The organism is Roseibium sp. R5 (assembly GCF_055755305.1).
In genome coordinates this window covers 765,229-785,903 of the sequence record NZ_CM146910.1, presented here as the reverse complement: position 1 = coordinate 785,903, position 20,675 = coordinate 765,229, and the positions used below count along the sequence as shown (strand labels likewise).

The 20,675-nt window shown below is 55.7% G+C and carries 17 protein-coding genes and 1 tRNA gene; 6 read left to right on the top strand and 12 right to left on the bottom strand.

The annotated features are described in order from the left end of the window. Window positions 1–18: 18 nt before the first annotated feature. Window positions 19–95, bottom strand: a tRNA-Arg gene (locus tag AC0J4F_RS03655). A 217-nt stretch (window positions 96–312) separates the two neighbouring features. Between AC0J4F_RS03655 and AC0J4F_RS03650 the strand changes: the two genes are divergently transcribed. Then, on the top strand, window positions 313–1,866 hold the full coding sequence (locus AC0J4F_RS03650; RefSeq protein ID WP_133949353.1) for a cryptochrome/photolyase family protein: 1,554 nt from the start codon (window positions 313–315) through the stop codon (window positions 1,864–1,866). 360 nt (window positions 1,867–2,226) lie between these two features. On the opposite strand, the gene AC0J4F_RS03645 is transcribed toward AC0J4F_RS03650, so the two are convergent. Beyond that, window positions 2,227–2,643, bottom strand: a complete 417-nt coding sequence (locus tag AC0J4F_RS03645; protein ID WP_473025426.1) for a septal ring lytic transglycosylase RlpA family protein — start codon at window positions 2,641–2,643, stop codon at window positions 2,227–2,229. 325 nt (window positions 2,644–2,968) lie between these two features. On the opposite strand from AC0J4F_RS03645, the gene AC0J4F_RS03640 reads away from it, so the two are divergent. Beyond that, window positions 2,969–5,041, top strand: a complete 2,073-nt coding sequence (locus tag AC0J4F_RS03640) for an EAL domain-containing protein (RefSeq protein ID WP_209002363.1) — start codon at window positions 2,969–2,971, stop codon at window positions 5,039–5,041. A gap of 69 nt (window positions 5,042–5,110) precedes the next feature. On the opposite strand, the gene gyrB is transcribed toward AC0J4F_RS03640, so the two are convergent. From gyrB to mutM, 8 genes are all read right to left on the bottom strand, one after another. Next, entirely contained in the window at window positions 5,111–7,564 is a 2,454-nt protein-coding gene (gene gyrB / locus AC0J4F_RS03635; protein WP_133949349.1) for a DNA topoisomerase (ATP-hydrolyzing) subunit B, read from the bottom strand. A 122-nt stretch (window positions 7,565–7,686) separates the two neighbouring features. Next, a complete protein-coding gene (gene recF, locus AC0J4F_RS03630) occupies window positions 7,687–8,844 on the bottom strand; it encodes a DNA replication/repair protein RecF (RefSeq protein WP_133949347.1) in 1,158 nt (385 codons plus the stop codon). 21 nt (window positions 8,845–8,865) lie between these two features. Further along, complete coding sequence (dnaN, locus tag AC0J4F_RS03625) at window positions 8,866–9,984, bottom strand: DNA polymerase III subunit beta (RefSeq protein ID WP_133949345.1); 1,119 nt, start codon at window positions 9,982–9,984, stop codon at window positions 8,866–8,868. A gap of 170 nt (window positions 9,985–10,154) precedes the next feature. Continuing rightward, window positions 10,155–11,633: a chromosomal replication initiator protein DnaA gene (gene dnaA, locus AC0J4F_RS03620; RefSeq protein ID WP_133949343.1), complete on the bottom strand. Its 1,479-nt coding sequence runs from the start codon at window positions 11,631–11,633 to the stop codon at window positions 10,155–10,157. 156 nt (window positions 11,634–11,789) lie between these two features. Next, window positions 11,790–12,260, bottom strand: a complete 471-nt coding sequence (locus tag AC0J4F_RS03615; protein WP_133949341.1) for a rhodanese-like domain-containing protein — start codon at window positions 12,258–12,260, stop codon at window positions 11,790–11,792. A gap of 616 nt (window positions 12,261–12,876) precedes the next feature. Beyond that, window positions 12,877–13,143, bottom strand: a complete 267-nt coding sequence (gene rpsT, locus AC0J4F_RS03610) for a 30S ribosomal protein S20 (RefSeq protein ID WP_040451298.1) — start codon at window positions 13,141–13,143, stop codon at window positions 12,877–12,879. A gap of 176 nt (window positions 13,144–13,319) precedes the next feature. Further along, complete coding sequence (locus AC0J4F_RS03605; RefSeq protein ID WP_008193734.1) at window positions 13,320–14,093, bottom strand: enoyl-CoA hydratase; 774 nt, start codon at window positions 14,091–14,093, stop codon at window positions 13,320–13,322. Between the two features lie 100 nt (window positions 14,094–14,193). Next, window positions 14,194–15,087, bottom strand: coding sequence for a bifunctional DNA-formamidopyrimidine glycosylase/DNA-(apurinic or apyrimidinic site) lyase (gene mutM, locus AC0J4F_RS03600; protein ID WP_473025425.1), 894 nt, complete (start codon window positions 15,085–15,087; stop codon window positions 14,194–14,196). A gap of 185 nt (window positions 15,088–15,272) precedes the next feature. On the opposite strand from mutM, the gene ubiE reads away from it, so the two are divergent. The 3 genes from ubiE to AC0J4F_RS03585 all read left to right on the top strand — a co-directional run bounded on the left by ubiE (window position 15,273) and on the right by AC0J4F_RS03585 (window position 18,786). Further along, window positions 15,273–16,022, top strand: a complete 750-nt coding sequence (gene ubiE, locus AC0J4F_RS03595) for a bifunctional demethylmenaquinone methyltransferase/2-methoxy-6-polyprenyl-1,4-benzoquinol methylase UbiE (protein ID WP_473026400.1) — start codon at window positions 15,273–15,275, stop codon at window positions 16,020–16,022. Window positions 16,023–16,025: 3 nt separating this feature from the next. Beyond that, window positions 16,026–17,609 carry a 2-polyprenylphenol 6-hydroxylase gene (gene ubiB / locus AC0J4F_RS03590; protein ID WP_422019734.1) on the top strand — a complete coding sequence of 528 codons (1,584 nt, stop codon included), beginning with the start codon at window positions 16,026–16,028 and terminating at the stop codon, window positions 17,607–17,609. Window positions 17,610–17,709: 100 nt separating this feature from the next. Then, entirely contained in the window at window positions 17,710–18,786 is a 1,077-nt protein-coding gene (locus tag AC0J4F_RS03585; protein ID WP_473025424.1) for an alcohol dehydrogenase family protein, read from the top strand. 54 nt (window positions 18,787–18,840) lie between these two features. Here the strand turns inward: AC0J4F_RS03585 and AC0J4F_RS03580 are convergent, their stop codons facing one another. Continuing rightward, window positions 18,841–19,458, bottom strand: a complete 618-nt coding sequence (locus AC0J4F_RS03580; protein WP_209172071.1) for a GntR family transcriptional regulator — start codon at window positions 19,456–19,458, stop codon at window positions 18,841–18,843. 96 nt (window positions 19,459–19,554) lie between these two features. On the opposite strand from AC0J4F_RS03580, the gene AC0J4F_RS03575 reads away from it, so the two are divergent. After that, complete coding sequence (locus AC0J4F_RS03575; protein ID WP_473025422.1) at window positions 19,555–20,025, top strand: OsmC family protein; 471 nt, start codon at window positions 19,555–19,557, stop codon at window positions 20,023–20,025. Between the two features lie 3 nt (window positions 20,026–20,028). Here the strand turns inward: AC0J4F_RS03575 and AC0J4F_RS03570 are convergent, their stop codons facing one another. Further along, the gene (locus tag AC0J4F_RS03570; RefSeq protein WP_473025421.1) at window positions 20,029–20,652 is read right to left on the bottom strand and encodes an alpha-ketoglutarate-dependent dioxygenase AlkB family protein; all 624 of its coding nucleotides are present in this window, start codon (window positions 20,650–20,652) and stop codon (window positions 20,029–20,031) included. Window positions 20,653–20,675: the final 23 nt, after the last annotated feature.

Below are 20,675 nucleotides of genomic sequence, written 5' to 3'. Positions count from 1 at the left end.
CTATGTCTTTGAAAAAATTGGCGCACCCGAGAGGATTCGAACCTCTGGCCTCTGCCTTCGGAGGGCAGCGCTCTATCCAGCTGAGCTACGGGTGCTTATCAGGCGCGCGTTTATCGCGCGGCGGATAGAAGGTCCTGATACAAGAGACCGCGAAAAGAGGCAACGAGTTTTTGACAAAAAGCAACAGCTTCACTCCGTGCTCCAATCCCAAAGCTGTACGGGGCCCGTTGCACAGAAAAACCTGACCAAGGTGATAGGCTCAAGCGTTTGCTGCGTAAGGTTAGGAACCATCAACGAGCGACGTGAGATCACATGAGCGCCAAGACATGCCGCAACCTTATCTTGATCCTCGGGGATCAGCTCTCTGCCGATATCTCAAGTTTACGCCAGGCGGATCCAGAAGTTGATGCAATTCTTATTGCCGAAGTGATGGCCGAGGCCACCTATGTGCCGCATCACAAGAAGAAGATTGTTTTTCTGTTCTCCGCCATGCGCCACTTCGCACAGGAGCTTCGGGATGCCGGTTGGACTGTCGAATACGTAAAGTTGGATGACACGGACAATACCGGGTCCTTTGAAGGAGAGATGAGACGGGCGGTCAGACGGCTTGCGCCGGAACGTGTCGTGGTCACAGAGCCTGGGGAATGGCGCGTTCTTGAGAACATGAGACAATGGCAAGACGTCCTGGGGGTGCCGGTTGAGATTAAGACAGATAACCGGTTTTTCTGCGATGCCAGTACTTTTCGCGGCTGGGCGGATGGCCGAAAGCAGTTGCGCATGGAAAACTTCTACCGCGAGATGCGCAAGTCAACCGGGTTGCTGATGGACGGGGCCAAACCCGTCGGAGGCAAGTGGAATTATGATGCGGAAAACAGAAAGCCTGCCAAGCAAGATCTCTTTATGCCGGCGCCTCTTCAGTTCGAGCCGGATGCAATAACCCAAGAGGTTTTAGATCTCGTCGAAGATCGGTTTGATGACCACATCGGCCAACTGGAACCGTTCTGGTTTGCGGTCACTCGCGCACAGGCCGAAGAGGCATTTGATCATTTTCTGAAGGTAGCCCTTGAGAACTTCGGAACTTACCAGGACGCCATGTTAAGAGGTGAAAAGTTTCTGTATCATGCAGTCATCTCTGCCTACCTGAATGCCGGTTTGCTTAGCCCGAGAACTGTTTGTGAGAAGGTTGAAGAGGCATATTTCGCAGACAAATGTCCTTTGAACGCAGCTGAAGGCTTCATTCGTCAGATCCTCGGCTGGCGTGAGTATGTCCGCGGGATCTACTGGTTGAAAATGCCCGGCTACGCGCGCGAAAACGCTTTGAAGGGAATACGCCCACTACCAGCATTTTATTGGACAGGAAAAACCTCCATGAAATGTGTTGAAGAAGCCGTAGGACAGACGCTGGAAGAGGCATATGCCCATCATATTCAAAGGTTGATGGTGACTGGTAATTTCGCGCTTCTGGCAGGTGTTGATCCAGTCGAGGTCCACGAATGGTATTTGGCCGTTTACGCAGATGCGTATGAGTGGGTCGAACTGCCAAACACGCTCGGCATGAGCCAGTTTGCAGACGGCGGATTGCTCGCCTCAAAGCCGTATATTTCCAGCGGCAATTACATAAACAAGATGTCCGATTATTGCGAGAATTGCGATTACAGCGTGAGAAAAAAGACCGGGGAAGGGGCGTGTCCGTTTAACGCGCTTTACTGGGACTTCCTTGATCGGCATGCCGACGAGCTGGGAACCAACCCGCGGCTTGGCCAGCCTTATGCGACCTGGCGGCGGATGTCGGATGAGACGAAGCAGGAATACTTAGACAGTGCGAAGGCTTTCCTGGAAAAGCTTGATGCTGGCGAACTGGTGTAATAGGCAAAAATTACATGGTAAATATTAAGTAAAAAATCTCATTGATCGCACGGACGATTTCTCGACCATCTACCGTTAACAAAAAAAACGCGCAGCCATTAAAGACTGCGCGAAAAAAGTTACTGTGCACGTGGCCCCATCGACCACGGGCGCAACTCTAGCGGCATACCGGGGTAATGTCATTACCGTAAAATATTTTATTTTTTGATTTACCGAGATGCGACTGATCGTTATTCATTCTTGATTGTTATGGGTGGTATCTCGAAGTCAAAAAAATATAGTTATTTGAAAGCCTTGAAGCTCGCCGAAAACGTGAATGAGGTGTCATTAGATTGGCCTGCACGCGTCATTTTACAGTTTTTATTGGCAGTTATCCGGAGTGTTTTTTCCAGCTAAAGGTGCGGCGCTCGTCACCTTCACCCTTGCAATCCCCTGTTGTACGAAACCGAGTTTTTGAGCGGCCGCCTGCGTCACGTCGATGATGCGGTGTTTCACGAAAGGACCGCGGTCGTTGATGCGAACCACAACCGACTTGCCATTTTTCAGATTGGTAACCGTTGCCAGCGTTCCGAAAGGCAGGCTTGGATGCGCAGCTGCCAGCTTGTTTGGGTCCGCCTGCTCTCCGTTGGCTGTTGTGCCCCGCAGATTGTACCAAGAGGCCTTGCCGCATTGAACAAACGCTTCCTCTGCCTTTGCCGGAGCAGCCCAAGCGATACTGCTGAGGACAAGCGTTGTAAAAACGGAATTCCGCACTTTGAGCGAGGTTGGTTTTGGCATGAACTGATCCCGTACTATCAACAGGCGGATCTGTGCCGCCGCGTTTCGACATGAGCGGCTCTCTTAACGCTAAGGCATGATGAAACTGTGGCAAATACTACATCGGCACTTAATTGAGTAAAATTTTAATAAAAATATATATCAAAATAGTAAAATCAAATTAACTATATTAATACGAAGTCCTGTGGGTAACGAAAGTGCGAGAAAATCCCTCGGATACTTATGCTAGGTAAGGCTATCGAATCTGACGCCTTAGTATTTCAGTTTCCGCGTCCTCAGTTGTTTGTTTGAGAGGGATGATCTGGTGCAGATCAGACAAGGATTAATGCGTGCTTCGAACATGGAGGTCACGGCCTCAGAGAAGCTCGACGAGACGACGCTTTACGCTGATCTACTGGAAGTGATGCCGGTCCCTGCTGCTTATGTCGGCTTGGATGGCCGAATTATTCTGCAAAATAGCCAGTTGCTGGGCCTTTGCGAGACCGCCGCAGATCCAGGTCCTTATCAGTTTTTAACTGATATGATGACAACCGATGGATGGGGCCGGGTTCAAGTCGCCCTGTCCACCTCTTTGAGTGGAGTGCCGATCCAGTCCAACGGCACACTGGAATTTCGCTGCGGAACCGTACTTTGCCGCAAGATTCTCTGCACATCTTTCGTCTCTTTCGCAAACAACCAACCGGCAGTGCTCATTCAATTCGAGCAGGACATCGCGGATGAGCGTGAAAAGCCGGACAATCTGAAAGCTGTGAAGGCTTCATTAGCGCGTTTGGAGGCGCAGGGTTCTCTCCCCAATGGCGTTGCACTGAAGCATTTCCCAGACGAGGTGCTGATCTTTGATGCCGTGGATCCAGCTGAGGTGCGTGCTGCGCGGATACTGGAGACGATTGGTGGCAGCTATAACGCTGAAGACCTTGCCGCTCAGCTGAGCGAGTGTTCGGTTGACGTCGTTCAGACACTCTACATACCGCAAAACGGGCCCATGCCGGGTACCGATGCGGACAGAAAGATGTGCGAAATCAGGCTGGTTCATCTGCCAGCCGATGTCGGCGGTGATGATGCCGGCATGATGGCAATCATTCGCAGGAATGTGGATTGCCCCCATGAAATCGCTGAAAACCGCAGGCTGGCCTATCAGGACCCGCTTACAAGTCTGGCAAACCGGCGGGCGTTTACAAGGGCGCTGGATACCGAGCTACAACGACTGGCGCGTGATGAAAGCAGCGGCTTGGCTGTGTTTTACATCGATCTTGATGAATTCAAGAAGGTCAACGATCTCGGGGGGCATGACGCCGGTGATGACATGCTGCAAAGGGTTGCGTCAAGTCTGGCTCTGACCCTGGGCGAGTTCGGCACAGCTGCCCGGATTGGCGGAGACGAATTCGCCGGCATGCTCCCTGCGGTCAATAAAGAGGCCGCGATGGCCGTTGCCGGAGAAATACTGGACGCTTTTGCAAGGATCCGCCTGGAGGTATCTGATCGGGTTTTTACAATCGGCGGGTCGGTCGGCGTAGCCTATGCAGCGGATTGGTTTGCGGTTGAAGGTTGTAATGGCGCCGCGCTTCTTGGATTGGCGGACAGGGCGTGTCTGCGCGGTAAGCGTTTCGGGGGGCATTCGGTCCAAGTTCACACGGTGAGGCCGCAAGACTGGCCTTCGGTTGGGCAAGGCGTCGGTGTTTTGCCGGAGCCAGGCAGCTTTCAGGCCGGTGAACTGGCACTCTATTCCATGCCGATAATCTGCTTGAGCCGGAACAAGAAGTGCGGAGCAGAAATATTGTTACGTCTTCAGGGCGATCGGTCGCAGGGTTTGTCATCAAAGGCCTGGATCAGCGCGGCGGAACGGTCCGGCTTTATCGCGCAAGTCGACAGTTGGACCCTGGACAAGGTCTTGGACGCTGCTGAGCGCTCCGCAAATCGCACCACATTGACAATGAATGTGTCGGCTGAATCTGCAAGGGATGCAGGGTTCCGGGACAGTCTGTATCAACGGCTTTCAGTCAACCCGTTGCTCGCCTCCCGTCTTTGCCTCGAGATTTCGGAAAAAGACTTTCTGCGCGAACCGGCGGACATCTCCCACTTCATCAAGTTTGTATCCGATCTGGGGTGCCAGACCGCGATCGATGATTTTGCCGGTCATTGGCCGGTGCTGTCCCGGTTGACCGGATTGCGGGTCGATTGGGTTAAGCTGGCGGCCGGAGTTGCGCAAGAGGCTCTGGAGGACCCGGCAAAAGCCGGCTTGTTAAAGGCGCTTGTGGGCGCCGCCCGGGAGCTGGGGCTGAAAACGATTGCAAAGCATGTCGAGACCAAAGCAGAAGCGGACTTCCTGAGAATGTTGGATATCGAAGCGGCACAGGGTTTTTACTTCGGTCGCCCGGAGCCGTGGCCCGAAGCCGCTTAAAGTGTGCCGGTGATAGTAAGTGCTAAAAAAAGCGGCCTTGGCCGCTTTTTTGATATCCGTAATAATCGATCAGATATCCAGGTTGGCAACCGCCAGGGCGTTGTCCTGAATGAACTCCCGGCGGGGATCAACCTCATCGCCCATCAGCTTGGTGAAGATGTCGTCGGCATCGTCGGCCTCACGCACCTTGACCTGCAGGAGCGAGCGTACGTTCGGGTCCAGCGTGGTTTCCCACAGCTGGTCAGGGTTCATTTCTCCGAGCCCCTTGTACCGCTGTAAAGAAATGCCTTTTTGCCCGAAGGCAAAAATGTGTTGCAGCAGCGCGCGGGGGCCTCGGATCTCTGTCGGAACATCCTTGCGCTGCAAGACGGCAGCCTTGCCATACACCTCGTTGAGGTGGTCGGCATGGGCGGCAAGGCGCCGGGCGTCTGCCGAGCCGAGCAATGCCGCATCGATCGTTGCAACTTCCTGAACGCCCCGGACGGTGCGGGTGAATACCAGACTGCCGTCGTCGCGGGCTTCTCCGGTCCAGCCACGCTCAAACTCATCGGCGAGAATGTCCATCCGCCGGGCAATATAGGCTGCAGCTTCGTCAGCCTTGCCTTGGTCTTCCAGGATTTCAGTGTTGAGGGCACCCGCAATGGCGGCTTGCTCGACCACATCCCGGTTGTAGCGTGAGTGCAGGCCGTCAAAGATGTCAGAGATCGCTCGCGCGGTCTCAACGACCTGCCGCAAATCCTGGCCAGTACGGACTTCGCCGTTTGCAAGCTTCAACGAGGTGTCGTCCGACCCTTGCGCGATGAGATAGTTCTCAAGCGCTTCCTGGTCCTTCAGGTATTGCTCCGATTGACCACGTTTGACTTTATAGAGCGGAGGCTGGGCGATATAGACATAGCCGTTTTCGATCAGCTCGGGCATTTGCCGGAAGAAGAAGGTCAAAAGAAGGGTTCGGATGTGCGCGCCGTCCACGTCAGCATCGGTCATGATGATGATCTTGTGGTAGCGCAGCTTCTCGATATTGAATTCTTCCTTGCCAATCCCGGTGCCAAGGGCAGTGATCAGCGTTCCGATCTCGTTGGAAGAGAGCATCTTGTCAAAGCGCGCCCGCTCAACGTTCAGGATTTTCCCGCGCAACGGCAAAACCGCCTGATTTTCCCGGTGCCGGCCCTGTTTTGCCGAGCCGCCCGCGGAATCACCCTCCACCAGGAAGAGTTCGGCCTTGGACGCGTCGCGTTCTTGGCAATCGGCAAGTTTCCCCGGCAAAGACGCAACATCCAGCGCGCCCTTGCGCCGTGTGAGTTCACGGGCTTTTCGCGCAGCTTCCCGGGCAGACGCTGCTTCAACAACCTTGGAGACAATGGTCTTCGCCGGTGCCGGATTTTCTTCCAGCCATTCGCTCAAGGTCTGGGAGATCAGGTTTTCAACGACTGGCCGAACTTCGGATGAAACCAGCTTGTCCTTGGTCTGCGAAGAGAACTTCGGATCCGGAACCTTGACCGAAAGGACGCAGGTCAGGCCTTCGCGGCAGTCGTCTCCGGACAGCGAGACCTTTTCCTTTTTCATCAGCCCGGTCGATTCAGCGTAGCCGGTGACTTGGCGGGTCAACGCGCCGCGGAAGCCGGCCAAGTGCGTCCCGCCGTCCCGTTGCGGGATGTTGTTGGTAAAGCACAAAACCTGCTCGTGGTAGCTGTCGTTCCACCACATGGCCGCCTCGACGGTGATGCCGTCCTTTTCCGCCCGCACCGCGATCGGTGTTTCGATGAGCGGATGTTTGGCCCGGTCGAGATAGCGGACAAAGGCTTCAAGGCCGCCCTCGTAGTAAAGTTCTTCAACCACATCTTCCACGCCGCGCTTGTCGGTGAGGATAATGCGGGCACCGGAGTTCAAAAAAGCGAGTTCCCGAAGGCGGTGCTCCAACGTTGCAAAATCGAACTCTGTCTTGGTGAACGTCTCTGGGGACGGCAGGAATGTGACTTCCGTGCCTTTCTTTCCATTAGCTGGTCCGACAACTTCGAGCGGGCCCACAGCATCGCCATGGGCAAACGTCATGAAGTGTTCTTGGTCGTTCCGCCAGATGCGCAGATCCAGTTTTGTGGACAGCGCATTCACCACGGAAACACCCACGCCGTGCAAGCCGCCAGAGACCTTGTAGGAGTTCTGGTCGAACTTACCGCCGGCGTGCAACTGGGTCATGATGACCTCGGCCGCCGAAACCCCCTCTTCAGGGTGAAGATCGGTCGGAATACCGCGGCCGTTATCGGAAACCGTCACCGACCCATCGGGGTTCAGCGTCACGGTCACGTGGTCGGCATGTCCTGCCAGGGCTTCGTCAATCGCGTTGTCGACAACCTCATAGACCATGTGGTGCAGGCCCGACCCGTCGTCGGTGTCGCCGATATACATGCCGGGGCGTTTGCGGACCGCGTCCAGACCCTTCAGAACCTTGATGGAGTCGGCGCCATATTCGGCACCATTTTCTGCTTCGGGAGTGGCGCCGGGCTCGGGCGTAGACATATCGCTCATGCGAATCATTCACCAATCGGTTTTTGTTTCTTGGCCACGTTATACGGTGTTCCAACAGGCGTTCAACTGCACGCTCGCTGCAGGCCCGTTCAGGGCGGGAATATAGTGGAAAACCATAAGATTCAGGCGGATTTATGGGCTCCGGAAGCCCGGATCAGCCGGGCTTCGTTGTTGCCAACTTCAAACACTTCCGAATGAACCGGCAAAGCATCGAAGAGGGAGGCATCGGTGCCGGTCATAAACACCTGACCGCCGAGGGCATCCAGGCGTGCAAAAAGTGCCGCCCGGCGGTCCGGGTCAAGATGGGCTGCGACCTCATCAAGCAGCAAAACCGGTGTCATTCCGGAGACTTTTGCCGTGAGTTCAGCGTGCGCCAGAACGAGCCCAATCAAGAGTGCTTTTTGTTCTCCGGTAGAGGACTGAGCTGCGGGCATGTCCTTGGCGGCATGACGGACTTTCAGATCGCTCAAATGCGGTCCGGTCACGGTGCGTCCGGCCGCGCGATCCCTATGCCGCCCTTGTTTCAGAAGCCGCCGGTAATGATCTTCCTGATCTGAAGCGCTCATACCGATCGTCTCGGCTTCAAACGTGCCTTCGAGCGAGAGCATTGCTTGCGGAAAGGTCGAGTTTTCAGCGGGCTGGCCGTCAATCATCTGCTTCAGCAGGCCGACGGTTTCCTGACGGGCAAATGAGACGGCTGTCCCGAGGCTTGCGACTTGAAGTTCGAGGGCGCTGAGGTAAGCGTCCGACCCACCCTGGTCCAGCAGCTTGTTGCGCTGCCGGAGGGCGTTTTCAAAATCGCTGACACGGCGCCCGTGCGCCGGGTCGATTGCAAGGGTCAGGCGGTCGAGAAACCGTCGCCTGTCGGATCCGGGGCCTGTAAACAGCCCATCCATTGACGGAACCAGCCAAAGAACCCGCATGTAGTCTAGCAGGCTCTCCGAGGAGCGCATGTCCTCACCATCGATCCGCACCTTGCGCCCGGGAACACCTGCAGTGGCTCCGGTCCCAAGACTTGTCTCCATATCATCAAGGTAGATCTTGGCAGAGACACTCCAGGTCCCATCGCCGCCAACGCGGGCAATATCCGTCAAAGCCGCCCGGCGCAGTCCGCGCCCCGCCGTCAGAAAGGAGATCGCTTCCAGGATATTTGTTTTGCCGGCGCCATTTGCGCCGACAAAGGCCACCATGCCAGCCGACAAGCCGATGCCCATGGTGGCATAGTTACGGAAGCCGGTCAGGGTTAGACGGGTCAGCCGTGCCGACCGGGGTGCAGTCATGACCGGTTTCCGTTGGCGCGATTAGACCCGCATTGGCATCAGAACAAACAAACAGTCGTCGACTGTATTGTCCTGAATGAGGGTCGGGGATCCGGAATCTGCCAGACGGAACAGGGCCGTGTCGCTGCTGAGCTGGTTTGCAATGTCGAGCAGGTATCGGGAGTTAAAGCCGATTTCCAACGGATCCGAGTCGTACTCCACGGCCAGCTCTTCCGTCGCGCTGCCAGAATCCGGGTTGTTGACGGTTAAAACCATGCGCCCATCGCCAAGTGCCAACTTCACAGCACGTCCGCGCTCGGATGAGATGGTCGAGACGCGATCAACCGCTTCTTTAAATTCATCGCGGTCAACGCGCATTTCCTTGTCATTCCCTTGCGGGATCACACGGCCATAATCCGGGAAGGTGCCGTCGATGAGTTTCGATGTCAGAACAACCGTATCTGTTGTGATGCGGATCTTGGTGTCCGACAACTCAATTTGCACGTCCGCTTCCGGATTCTCCAAGAGCTTCTGGATTTCGCCGACTGTCTTTCGCGGCACAATAATGCCTGGCATGCCGGAGGAACCGGAAGGTGCGGCGACCTCTGCCTGCGCCAGACGGTGGCCGTCTGTGGCAACAGCGCGGAATTGTTGGCCGTTGGCAGCGTCGACAGTGTGCAGATAGATCCCGTTCAGATAGTACCGGGTTTCCTCGGTAGAGATCGCAAACTGCGTGGTATCGATCAGTTTGCGGATGTCCGAAGCGCTCAAGGTGAAGCCGTGGCTGAAATCACCAGCGGTCAGATCCGGGAAATCGGTTTCCGGCAGCATCTGCAGCGTGAATTTCGAACGGCCGGCCCGGATCTCCAGTGTGGTGTCGTCTCCGGTCGTTTCCAGAACAACCTGGGACCCTTCCGGCAGTTTTCTAACAATGTCATAGAACATGTGCGCAGGAACTGTCGTGGCACCTGGCATTTCGATCATGGCCGGCACGGTTTCGACAATCTCAAGGTCCAGGTCGGTGGCCTTCAGGTTCAAGGCCCCACCATCGGCACGCAGCAAAACGTTGGACAGGATCGGGATAGTATTCCGGCGTTCGACCACCCGGTGCACATGGGTCAAGGACTTGAGGAGGTCGGTCCGCTCGAGGGTCGCTTTCATACGCTGCATCCGTACTCGTGAAACACCAGACAGAACGTCCGGTCGACTGAATTCTTATGGGCTCCGGTGAGGGAGCGGGGGAAAGACACTGCCCTCAACCGGCTCCAAAAGCAAGGGGGCGCTCGCTTGGAACGCCCCCCTTTTTTGGCTGAAAAGACAGTCTATTCGTCTTAGGCGTCCAGCATGCGCTTCAGGAGTTCAATCTCCTGCGCGAGCGCATAGTCGGCACGGGCCATTTCTTCAATCTTGCGCACCGCGTGCAAAACTGTCGTGTGATCCCGATTTCCAAAACGGCGGCCGATTTCCGGCAGCGAGCGCGGTGTCATGACCTTTGCCAGGTACATCGCGATCTGACGCGGGCGTACGATGGTACGCGTGCGGCGCGCCGACAGCAGATCTGCCTTGGTCACATTGTAGTGCTTGGAGACCACGCGCTGAATGTCCTCAATCTTTACCCGGCGCGGTTCGCTGGAGCGAACCAGATCGCGCAAAGTCATCTCCGCCATTTCCTGGGTGATCGGCTGGTTGGTCAGCTGATTGTGCGCGATCAGACGGTTCAATGCACCTTCAAGATCACGGCCAGATGAGGCGACATGCCGTGCAATGTAGTCGAGCACGGAGTCCGGCACATCAAATTGCGGATAGGACTTGTGGGCCGCTTCAACGCGGGAGACCAGAATGTTCCTGCGCAGAACAAAATCCGGCTCCTGGATTCCAACAACAAGTCCCCCGGACAGGCGCGACCGTACGCGGTCGTCAAGTGTATCTAGGTCGGACGGTGCCCGATCCGCAGCAACGATCACCTGCCGAGCGCCGTCGATCAAGGCATTGAGAGTGTGGCAGAATTCCTGCTGCACCTGCTTGCCATGAAGGAACTGCATATCATCGATGAGGAGGAGGTCGATGGTGCGCAGGTTATCTTTGAATGCAAGGGCGGACTGCGATTTCAGCGCTGCAACGAACTTGTACATAAAGTGCTCGGCCGTCAGATAGAGCACTTTACGGCCGCTGTTGCGCACTTTCGATGCTACGGCCTGCATCAGATGGGTTTTGCCCAAACCCACGGACGCATGCAGGTAAAGCGGGTTGAACGTGACCGCTCCGCCAGCTGCGACTTGACGAGCAGCGGCCAAAGCAAGGTTGTTGGAATCGCCCTCAACGAATGTCTCGAACGTGTATTTCGGATCAAGCGCTGCGCCCTGCAGAACATCACGCGCACTGTCAGATGCGCTGTCACCCCGGCCAACGGCCGCTGTTGCCGCTTGTGCGCGGGTCACATGCGTCGCATCGCCAATGTTTTCCGAGCGTGTGTCGATGGCTGCGTTCTGCACACCAGCTGCCCCTGCCGGCAGGCTCGGCTGAACAGCCGTCACCTGACGTGGCCGAATGGCGCCACGAACAGTCAATTCGATCCGATGGACGTTGTCGCATTCGCGCTGCCAAAGCCCCATCAGACGTTCATTGTAGTTATTTTGGATCCACTGCTTGAGGAACCGGGTTGGTACAGACAGCCGCACAGTGCCGTCCTGATGTTCTTCCAGATCAACCCGGGCGAACCAACTGGTGAACACGTCGTCCCCCAGTTCCGCACGGAGTTGCTTTTTGACCCGCGTCCATTGTTCGGAGCCGCCTGCCTCCTGAACCTGCATGTTATCTGCCTCCTGTACTGGGAAGAACAGTCCGCCACAGCCGTTCTTCGTTCTAACGCCTTGCCGCTTTAGCAGCTTATGTGCCCCGTTTTTGGGGCGATTTTATTACAATCCGGGCACAGCCCGGTTATCTCCCCTGATTGCCAGGGGAATTTCTTAACCCTGTACCCAAGGCAATCCGGCGGCCTTCCAACCAGATTGCGTCCCGCGGTGGGCATGTGCATCAAGCCCGCCTTCGAAACCTTCAGATACATTGTAGCAATTTGTGTAGCCGGCTTGGGTCATTGCCTGGGCAGCCGCCTGACTGCGCGCGCCGGAGCGGCACAGAAAATAGATTGGCGTCTCCGGGTCAAGTTCTTTTTTGCTCAGGCGGTCAGAAAGGTCCTGAACGAACGCAGGATTAGGGCCGCTGGGCGGAAAGCTCTGCCACTCGGCAAAGATGGTTTCTTTGCCCAACGTACGCAGGTCCGGCACACCAACAAACGTCCACTCCGCTTGTGTGCGCACATCGACGAGGACTGCCTGAGTATTTTCGGTAAGAGCCGTAAATGCAGTTTGAACGTCAACGTTTCCCGCATACCCCAATTCGCTAAACACAATGCCCCCTTTCAAAGGCCGTTCGGCCATTGAATTAAAGTTCTTATCAGTAGAATGAGAGTTTAAGTAGGTCCGGAGCGCGCCTAAAAATGATACATACTGAATACATCAATGTATTCATCTGTAACCCGGTTGGGTAAGTGCTCAGCGATGTGGAATTTTGACTTTTTCATTGTTAGGTCCAAGCACTGTTTTTCGTGTCGCGCCGGTCTTTTCTCTGCCAGCACTGAGACAATATACAGCCAGCCCATTCGGTTCAACAGCCGTTCTGACGGATTATCGATTCCAGTGCCAAATGAGCCCAAAATGCCACATTGGGTGTGATCTGTGGGTGATGCTGCAAACGCTTTTTACTGCAATAACTTTTTGCCATTTTCGCATCCTGATTGGATGGATTTGAGCTTTGTTAAAAAAAATTTCGGAACTGATACCTTGACTCGTATCGAATCCGGTTTGAACCGGATTTGGATAGCCTACATATCTCTAAGACACTGAAAAATATAGACATTCCTTGCTATAGAGAAGTTAAGCATTTTTTACAATCTGTCCGGGTGCCGCAGCTGATGTGGGCAATCCACAAAATTGCGCGGCTAAAAAAACCCGGCGCGATGGCCGGGTTCTTTGGATTGTCCGATTTGGGACGAATTTACGCGCTCAGTGCCTTGATCCGAGCATTGAGGCGGGAAACTTTCCGCGACGCCGTATTGGCGTGCATGGTGCCTTTGGAAGCAGCGCGCATGATTTCCGGCTGTGCTGCTTTGAAGGCGTCGTTTGCGGCAGCCTGGTCACCAGAAGCGATTGCTTCTTCAACCTTACGCAAATAGGTGCGCACCCGGCTCCGGCGAGCTTTGTTCGTGGCCGTCCGGCGGGCAATCTTGCGGGCCGCCTTCTTGGCCGATGGTGTGTTGGCCATGGGCTCAATCCTGATCGGTATATTGGGACTTTTGTCCGGTGACGATCGGGACTTGAACGCCGAGGCGATGGAACCCGATCAAAAAACAACGGCGGCGGAAAACCGCCACCGATTGGGCGCTGCTTATAATCCTGACTTGGGCCGCAGTCAACGGCTTTGTCGCTGGTGAACCAAGATTATTTGTTGTTGAACTGTGGCGAACGTTTCTCAGTGAAGGCCGACATACCTTCTTTCTGGTCTTCAAGGGCAAACATGGCTTGAAAAACACGGCGTTCGAAGCGAACCCCTTCAGAGAGGGTTGTTTCATAAGACCGGTCGACACTCTCTTTTGCCATCATAACCACCGGTAACGAGAAGTCTGCGATCTTTTCGGCGGCTTTCAAAGCTTCTTCCAGGAGGTCATTGGCTGGCACGATGCGGCTGACAAGACCGCTGCGCTCTGCTTCTTCCGCATCCATCATCCGCCCGGTTAGCACCATATCCATGGCCTTCGACTTGCCAACAAAGCGGGTAAGACGCTGGGTGCCACCTGCGCCCGGGATTACGCCAAGCGTGATTTCCGGCTGGCCGAACTTGGCTGTGTCAGCCGCAATGATGAAATCACACAGCATGGCAAGTTCGCAGCCGCCGCCGAGGGCGTAGCCTGCCACGGCGGCGATGATCGGCTTGCGGTTCTGTGATACCCGATCAAACGGGGTGATCAGGTCTGTCTGATAGGCGGTTGAGAAGGTGTGCGGCTGCATCTCTTTGATGTCAGCGCCGGCTGCAAAGGCCTTTTCAGATCCCGTGATCACAACACAGCCGATTTTTTCATCTGCGTCGTAGGTATCCAGCGCGGAGCCGAGTTCCGCGATCAGTTCCGAATTGAGTGCGTTCAGTGCTTTTGGCCGATCAAGGGTGATCAACCCGACCTTGCCGCGTTTTTCAACTCGGATGTTCTTGTATCCCATCGTGTCTGCTCCCCGTGGCAGGATGTCTCGATTGCGTGCGCCATGGGTAGCCGACCGGGCCCGTGTCTGGCAAGGCATGACTGCCGTTTCTGGTGGAGTTCTACTTTTGGCAAATAGGGCAATAGAACGTCGATCTGTTCGACTGAACGACACGGCGCACAGTGCCGGTGCAGTCCGGTGTCCGGCAAGGCGCGCTCTCCCGGTCATAGACGGCAAAGGAGTGCTGGAAATAACCGAGCGTGCCGTCCGCTTGGGTGTGATCCCGCAAAGAAGACCCTCCAGCCAAGATGGCATCTTCAAGCGTCTGGCGGATGTTTTGGGCAAGCAGGTCTGCTTTCTTCGTCGGCTTGCCTGACTTGGTTACAAGCGTGCTCGCCAATCGTTTGGGGCTCAGTCCGCTGCGCCAAAGCGCTTCACACACATATATATTGCCGAGACCGGCAATCAGTTTTTGGTTCAAGAGTGCGGCTTTCAACGGGGATTTTCGCCCTGCAAAAAGTCGGGCCAACACCTCTCCGCTCAGTGCATTCCCGAGTGGCTCCAGCCCAAGTTCCCGAAAATATGGATGCGCCGACAGGTCTGTGCGTGGAACAAGGTCCATGAAGCCAAAGCGGCGCGGGTCATTATAAATGATCCGTGCGCTGCCGTCGTTCGGAAGGCTTAAATGGAAGACAACATGGTCATGTCTCGGATCCTTGTTCCGCTCGTGCGCAAACGCCCCGGGTGTTGACTGATCAATGTCGTTTTCGATGCGGAATGATCCCGACATGCCCAGATGCATGATCAAGACATCACCGCTATCCGTGTCCGCCAGCAGATACTTGGACCTGCGGGACAGGGCTGTGACAGTCCGGCCGGTCAGTCTCTCCACGAAATCGTCGGGAAATGGAAACCGCAAGTCCGGCCGGTTCTGATCGACCTTGGTCAGGAGTGCTCCTTCGAATGTCGGCGCCAATCCACGTTTGACCGTTTCCACTTCGGGCAATTCAGGCATTTATTCTCTGGTCTCCGGTAAGGCAGCGCGATATAGGCCTGCGGCATATGGTGTTTTCGTGGCCGGCAAACATAGCGCTCTGAAGGCGCTTGTACTATGGTCCGGCCAAATTTTGGAAATGAATGACGCTTGGAGCCGCGCAGATGACGCAACAGGCTAATGGCCAGACCCGCACACCGGAAGATATGCCGACCAGTTTCGGCTTTACAAAGGTCGGCGAGGGGCAAAAGCAGGCCCTCGTGGACGACGTCTTCCACAAGGTCGCATCCCGCTATGACCTAATGAACGATCTGATGTCCGGCGGTCTGCACCGGGTTTGGAAAGATGCCATGGTGTCCTATCTGGCACCGCCAAAGTCCAGCGCGTCCGGATGGCGTCTTCTGGATGTCGCGGGTGGCACAGGTGACATCTCTACCCGCGTGGTTGAGAAGTCTTACCGGTCTGCGAAGGCCGTTGTCTGCGACATCAACAATTCCATGCTCAATGTTGGCCGTGACCGGGCGGAAAAAGCAGGTCTCTCCGATCTGATCACGTTCTCGCAGGGCAACGCGGAAGACCTGCCCTTCCCGGACAAAAGTTTCGATGCCTATACGATCGCTTTCGGTATCCGGAATGTGCCGGACATTCCCAAGGCACTGCGTGAAGCGCATCGGGTCTTGAAGCGTGGTGGTCGCTTCATGTGTCTTGAGTTCTCGGAGGTCGACGTTCCCGGGCTCGATAAGGTCTACGACGCGTTTTCCTTCAATGCGATCCCGGCTATTGGCAAATGGGTGACCGGCGACGGTGAACCGTATCAGTATCTAGTGGAATCGATCCGCAAGTTTCCGAGCCAGGAACGCTTCGCTGAGATGATCCGCGAAGCTGGTTTTGCGCGGGTCACATATCGCAACTATTCCGGCGGGATAGCCGCATTGCATTCTGGTTGGAAACTCTGATCCATGGCATTTGCAGTGATGCCTTTCTTCCGCCTTGTGCGGGCTGGTTACGTTATGGCACGCGAAGGCGTGTTCGGTCTTGCGCATTTACCCGACCTGCCGGCGGGACCGCGGCTTGCGATCGGTATGGCGCGGCTGCTGGAGCGCCGGGCGGTCAAAGACAAAAGTGCAGAACTGCGTCTTTCGGATGCAATGAACCGTCTCGGCCCATCCTACGTGAAACTTGGCCAGTTCCTGGCAACACGCGAAGATGTTGTTGGCAAAGAGGCAGCAAAGGATCTCGCGGCGCTTCAAGATCAACTGGCCCCGTTTGATCACGAGGAAGCGCGGGCAGCGGTCGCCGAGCAATTGGACCAGCCGATTGAAGATGTCTTTGTTGAGTTCGGCGAGGCAGTCGCTGCAGCCTCGATCGCACAAGTCCATCCCGCAATCGTCCGCGATAAGGACGGTACCGAGCGCAAAGTCGCGGTGAAGGTTCTCCGGCCCGGCGTGCAACGCCGGTTCCAGCGTGATCTTGAAAGCTATTATCTGGTCGCCCGGTTGGTTGAGCGCTTTCACGCACCATCCCGCAGGCTCCGTCCCGTGGCAGTCGTCGACACTCTTGCGCAATCCGTCGCGATGGAAATGGATTTCCGCCTGGAGGCCGCTGGCCTCTCAGAAATGGCGGAAAACACCGTGGAGGATCCAGGGTTCCGCGTGCCGCAAGTCGATTGGATCCGAACCGCCAAGGGCGTCCTGACGATGGAATGGATCGACGGCCGCAAGATGTCGGACGTCGAAGGTCTCACAGATGATGGGCAGGATCTGGAAGCACTCGGAGCAGCAGTCATCCAAAGTTTCCTGCGCCACACGCTGCGGGACGGCTACTTTCATGCAGACATGCACCAGGGAAACCTTTTCGTTGAGCCGGATGGCACCTTGGTCGCTGTCGATTTCGGAATTACCGGACGGTTAAGCAAGCGCGAGCGGAGATTCTTGGCCGAAATCCTGTTTGGGTTCATCACGCGCAACTACAAACGGGTCGCAGAGGTCCACTTTGAGGCTGGCTATGTGCCAGCCGATCAGGATGTCGATCTGTTTGCGCAGGCGATTCGAGCCATTGGCGAGCCGATCCATGGCCACGATGCCAGTGAAATCTCGATGGCCCGGCTGCTGACGCAATTGTTCGAGGTGACCGAACTGTTCGAAATGCGCACCCAGACCCAATTGATCATGCTTCAGAAGACCATGGTTGTTGTGGAAGGGGTTGCCCGATCGCTTAACCCGCGTCTGGACATGTGGCGGACCGCAGAGCCGGTGGTTGGCACCTGGATCAAGGAGCATCTTGGGCCTGTTGGCAGGGTGCGGGATGCGGGGGATGCGCTGTCTGCACTAGCTCGGATTGCAACGGATATGCCGCTGTTTGCCGACCGGATTGGCCGCATGTCGGAAGAAATAGAAAAAATGACGACACAGGGGCTGCGGTTTAGCGAGGAAACGGCTGAATCGATTGGAAAGGCCGAAGCCCGGCATACACGCTCCGGCCGCATCGCACTGTGGGTGATCGCTCTTGCGCTGAGTGCGATTGCTGTTGACGCTCTCATTTAAATTCGGTGCGTGTTCATGAAATGAAACACCCGTATTGTTGACGAGGTAGAAAGATCATTCTACCCATGCAGTATTGTTTTGTTATCTGCATGGAGATCCGATGCCCGACATACCGAACCGCATGAGTGGCATGGTGCTCACTGCCCATGGGGGGCTTGAGTGTTTGCAATGGCGGGAGGATCTTGTCGTGCCGGTCCCGGAGCCGGGGCAGGTCTTGATCAAGGTCGGGGCGGCAGCCATTAACAACACGGATATCAACACCAGGATCGGCTGGTACTCAAAGAGCGTCCGCGGCGATACGGCTGCGACCGCGTCTGAAGGATCTGGCGGAGCTACGAATACAGATGGTGGCTGGTCGGGCGCGCTGAACTTTCCTTTGGTGCAAGGCGCAGATTGCTGTGGGCAGGTTGTTGCCGTTGGTGAAGGCGTGGATACTGGTTGCATCGGAGAACGTGTCTTGGTTCGGCCAATGCAGGTGCCCAAGAAACCTGAGCATGCGCATCTCCCGCTGGTGACCTTCGGCTCTGAATTCGACGGTGGGTTTGCTGACTATGCCGTTGCGAATTCTGAAGACGCGCTGGCAGTCTCCTCAAAGCTCAGCGATGTGGAACTGGCGTCCTTTCCCTGCGCGTATTCAACAGCGGAAGGAATGATTCAAAAGAGTTCCCTCGGTGCGGAGCATGTCCTCATTACCGGCGCTTCGGGCGGTGTTGGGTCGGCTGCAATTCAGCTGGCCAAGCGCCGGGGCGCGCATGTCACGGCCGTCACGACCCCGGAAAAGTCCGAAGCCTTGAAAGAGATGGGGGCGGACGAAACCCTTGGCCGCGAGGATGCATTGCCTGAGGGGACATATGACGTTGTCCTTGACCTTGTCGGAGGGCCGAACTTTCCGAATTTGCTTCAGTGTCTGAGAAATGGTGGCCGGTATGCAGTTGCTGGGGCTATCGCAGGTCCGATTGTCGAGTTGGACTTGCGGACGCTCTATCTCAAAGACCTGGCATTTTTTGGCTGCACCAGACAGGATCCGAAAGTGTTTGAAGACCTTATTGGATATATTGAGCGCGGTGAAATCCGGCCCATGATCTCAAAAACGTTTCCGCTGAAAGACATGGTTGCGGCTCAAGAAGCGTTTTTGTCTAAGAGATATGCTGGAAAGATCGGACTTCTGGTCAGTTGATACTTGTTTCTTGGGCTCCGGCTCACGTCACCCTGTGATACTAGAACCGGTTTGTCACGGTATGGCGTCCAGTAATGTCCTGCCCGCAGCTTCGATGTGAAGCTTCAAAACACGGGTGGCTTTGTCTCGATCCCGAATATGGCACGCGTCCACGATGTCTTGGTGGTCTTTAAGCCATTGAGCGGTCTGGTCTGGCAGGATGCTATATCCTGCAATATGAATGCGGCAGGTTTGGCGAAGCTGGTCGATCATGCCGATCTGGCGGGCTTTTCCGGAAGGCAAATAAAGTGCCTTGTGAAAGGCCCAGTCTCCATCTGACCAGTTTGCGGTTTCGGCATCGATGGATGAATGACGGAAAGCTGCGGAAATCCGCTCCAGGTCTGTGTCCCTGATCTGATCAATCGCTACCGCGAGACAATTGCATTCCAGCAGAATTCTGATGTCATAGATTTCCCGGATTTCGTCACGTGTCAGCGAGATCACACGGGCTCTGCGGTTCGGGACAAGATCGATCAGGCCGCGGGCGGCCAGAAGCTGAAGGGCGTCCCGGATGGGAATACGGCTCACCTGGAACCGCTTAGCAATCTCCCCTTGTTTCAACTCCGCGCCGGGCTTGAATCGCCCTGTGATGATATCTGCCTGCAAGCTGTCAGCGATGTGTTCTGCGGACATCGTTCCTCCGAAAAAGGCCGTCTGATGACTGATTAAGGCACTTGACAAAGCCGTGCAATTTCAAAATGTATAAATGTATACATTTAGTGAGGGTGCATGACCAAAACCCATGAATATGTCTCCAAAATCGTTTGGACGGGAAACCGCGGGCAGGGTACAAAGTCCTACAAGGGCTATGACCGAACATGGGAAATTTGCACACAGGGGAAACCGCCTGTGCAATGTTCGAATGATCCGGTCCTGGGGGGCGATCCGTCTCTTCACAACCCGGAAGATCTCTTGCTTTCCGCCCTCTCCAGCTGCCACATGTTGTGGTATCTGCATCTGGCCAGCAACGCAGGTATCGCCGTTTTAGGTTACGAGGATGTACCGCGCGCCGTGGGTGAAACCGAACGGAGTGGAGCCGGTCGGTTCTTAAGCGCGACGCTAAGGCCGACAATAACAGTACCGGAGGGCACGGATCTGACCGCTGCGGATACCATCCACGGTGAGATCCACAAAGTGTGCTTCATTGCGCGTTCGGTGAATTTTCCGGTGCGTTTTGAGGCAAGTTACAAAACAGATTGAGACCTACGGCGCTGTCACCCGTCTGAGGGTCAGGTTGATCCGCCCGCCGTTTTTCAAGAGCTTGGACGTGCCGCCGAGAATTCGGTCTATGCCGTGATAGGCAAGGCGCGCATCGCCGCCTAGTACCACCACATCACCCGAATTCAGCCGGAATGATTTCGTCGGATCCTTCCGGTTGGTCCCCCCAACGCGGAATGTTGCAGTGTCTCCAAGCGAGACTGAAACTACAGGCGCATCAAACATGGCTTCGTCCCTGTCTTGATGCAGGCCCATCCGGGCGCTGGGTTCATAGAAGTTGATGAGACAGGCTTCCGGTTCGGGGGCGCCAGGAGCCACCGCTTTCCAGAGTTCGAGGAGACGCACCGGAATGGCAGGCCACATTTGTCCGGATACGGGATGATTTGGCTGATAGCGGTAGCCGTTGATGTCGGACACCCAGCCAAGCGGACCGCAATTGCTCATTTTGACGGAAAACGGTTTTCCCGTTTTCGGCATGACGGGCAGAAAGAGTGGCGCTTTGGCAACGACCTCCCGAACGTCGGCAAGAAGTGCTTTCTGCACCGTTCTGTCAAAATATTCCGGCAGATATTTGAGGCCGGTTAGGCCGTTGATGGCGATGGTCTGCATGGGTGTAGATATAGATCAAAACC

Excerpts from the sequence above, each read along its gene's own strand:
- dnaN (WP_133949345.1), bottom strand. The coding sequence starts at position 9,984 with ATGAAAGCGACCCTCGAGCGGACCGACCTCCTCAAGTCCTTGACCCAT.
- mutM (WP_473025425.1), bottom strand. The coding sequence starts at position 15,087 with ATGCCTGAATTGCCCGAAGTGGAAACGGTCAAACGTGGATTGGCGCCG.
- AC0J4F_RS03575 (WP_473025422.1), top strand. The coding sequence starts at position 19,555 with ATGACCAAAACCCATGAATATGTCTCCAAAATCGTTTGGACGGGAAAC.
- gyrB (WP_133949349.1), bottom strand. The coding sequence starts at position 7,564 with ATGAGCGATATGTCTACGCCCGAGCCCGGCGCCACTCCCGAAGCAGAA.
- AC0J4F_RS03585 (WP_473025424.1), top strand. The coding sequence starts at position 17,710 with ATGCCCGACATACCGAACCGCATGAGTGGCATGGTGCTCACTGCCCAT.
- AC0J4F_RS03605 (WP_008193734.1), bottom strand. The coding sequence starts at position 14,093 with ATGGGATACAAGAACATCCGAGTTGAAAAACGCGGCAAGGTCGGGTTG.
- ubiE (WP_473026400.1), top strand. The coding sequence starts at position 15,273 with ATGCCGACCAGTTTCGGCTTTACAAAGGTCGGCGAGGGGCAAAAGCAG.
- AC0J4F_RS03615 (WP_133949341.1), bottom strand. The coding sequence starts at position 12,260 with ATGGCCGAACGGCCTTTGAAAGGGGGCATTGTGTTTAGCGAATTGGGG.
- AC0J4F_RS03570 (WP_473025421.1), bottom strand. The coding sequence starts at position 20,652 with ATGCAGACCATCGCCATCAACGGCCTAACCGGCCTCAAATATCTGCCG.
- recF (WP_133949347.1), bottom strand. The coding sequence starts at position 8,844 with ATGACTGCACCCCGGTCGGCACGGCTGACCCGTCTAACCCTGACCGGC.
- ubiB (WP_422019734.1), top strand. The coding sequence starts at position 16,026 with ATGGCATTTGCAGTGATGCCTTTCTTCCGCCTTGTGCGGGCTGGTTAC.
- AC0J4F_RS03640 (WP_209002363.1), top strand. The coding sequence starts at position 2,969 with ATGCGTGCTTCGAACATGGAGGTCACGGCCTCAGAGAAGCTCGACGAG.
- AC0J4F_RS03645 (WP_473025426.1), bottom strand. The coding sequence starts at position 2,643 with ATGCCAAAACCAACCTCGCTCAAAGTGCGGAATTCCGTTTTTACAACG.
- AC0J4F_RS03580 (WP_209172071.1), bottom strand. The coding sequence starts at position 19,458 with ATGTCCGCAGAACACATCGCTGACAGCTTGCAGGCAGATATCATCACA.
- AC0J4F_RS03650 (WP_133949353.1), top strand. The coding sequence starts at position 313 with ATGAGCGCCAAGACATGCCGCAACCTTATCTTGATCCTCGGGGATCAG.
- dnaA (WP_133949343.1), bottom strand. The coding sequence starts at position 11,633 with ATGCAGGTTCAGGAGGCAGGCGGCTCCGAACAATGGACGCGGGTCAAA.
- rpsT (WP_040451298.1), bottom strand. The coding sequence starts at position 13,143 with ATGGCCAACACACCATCGGCCAAGAAGGCGGCCCGCAAGATTGCCCGC.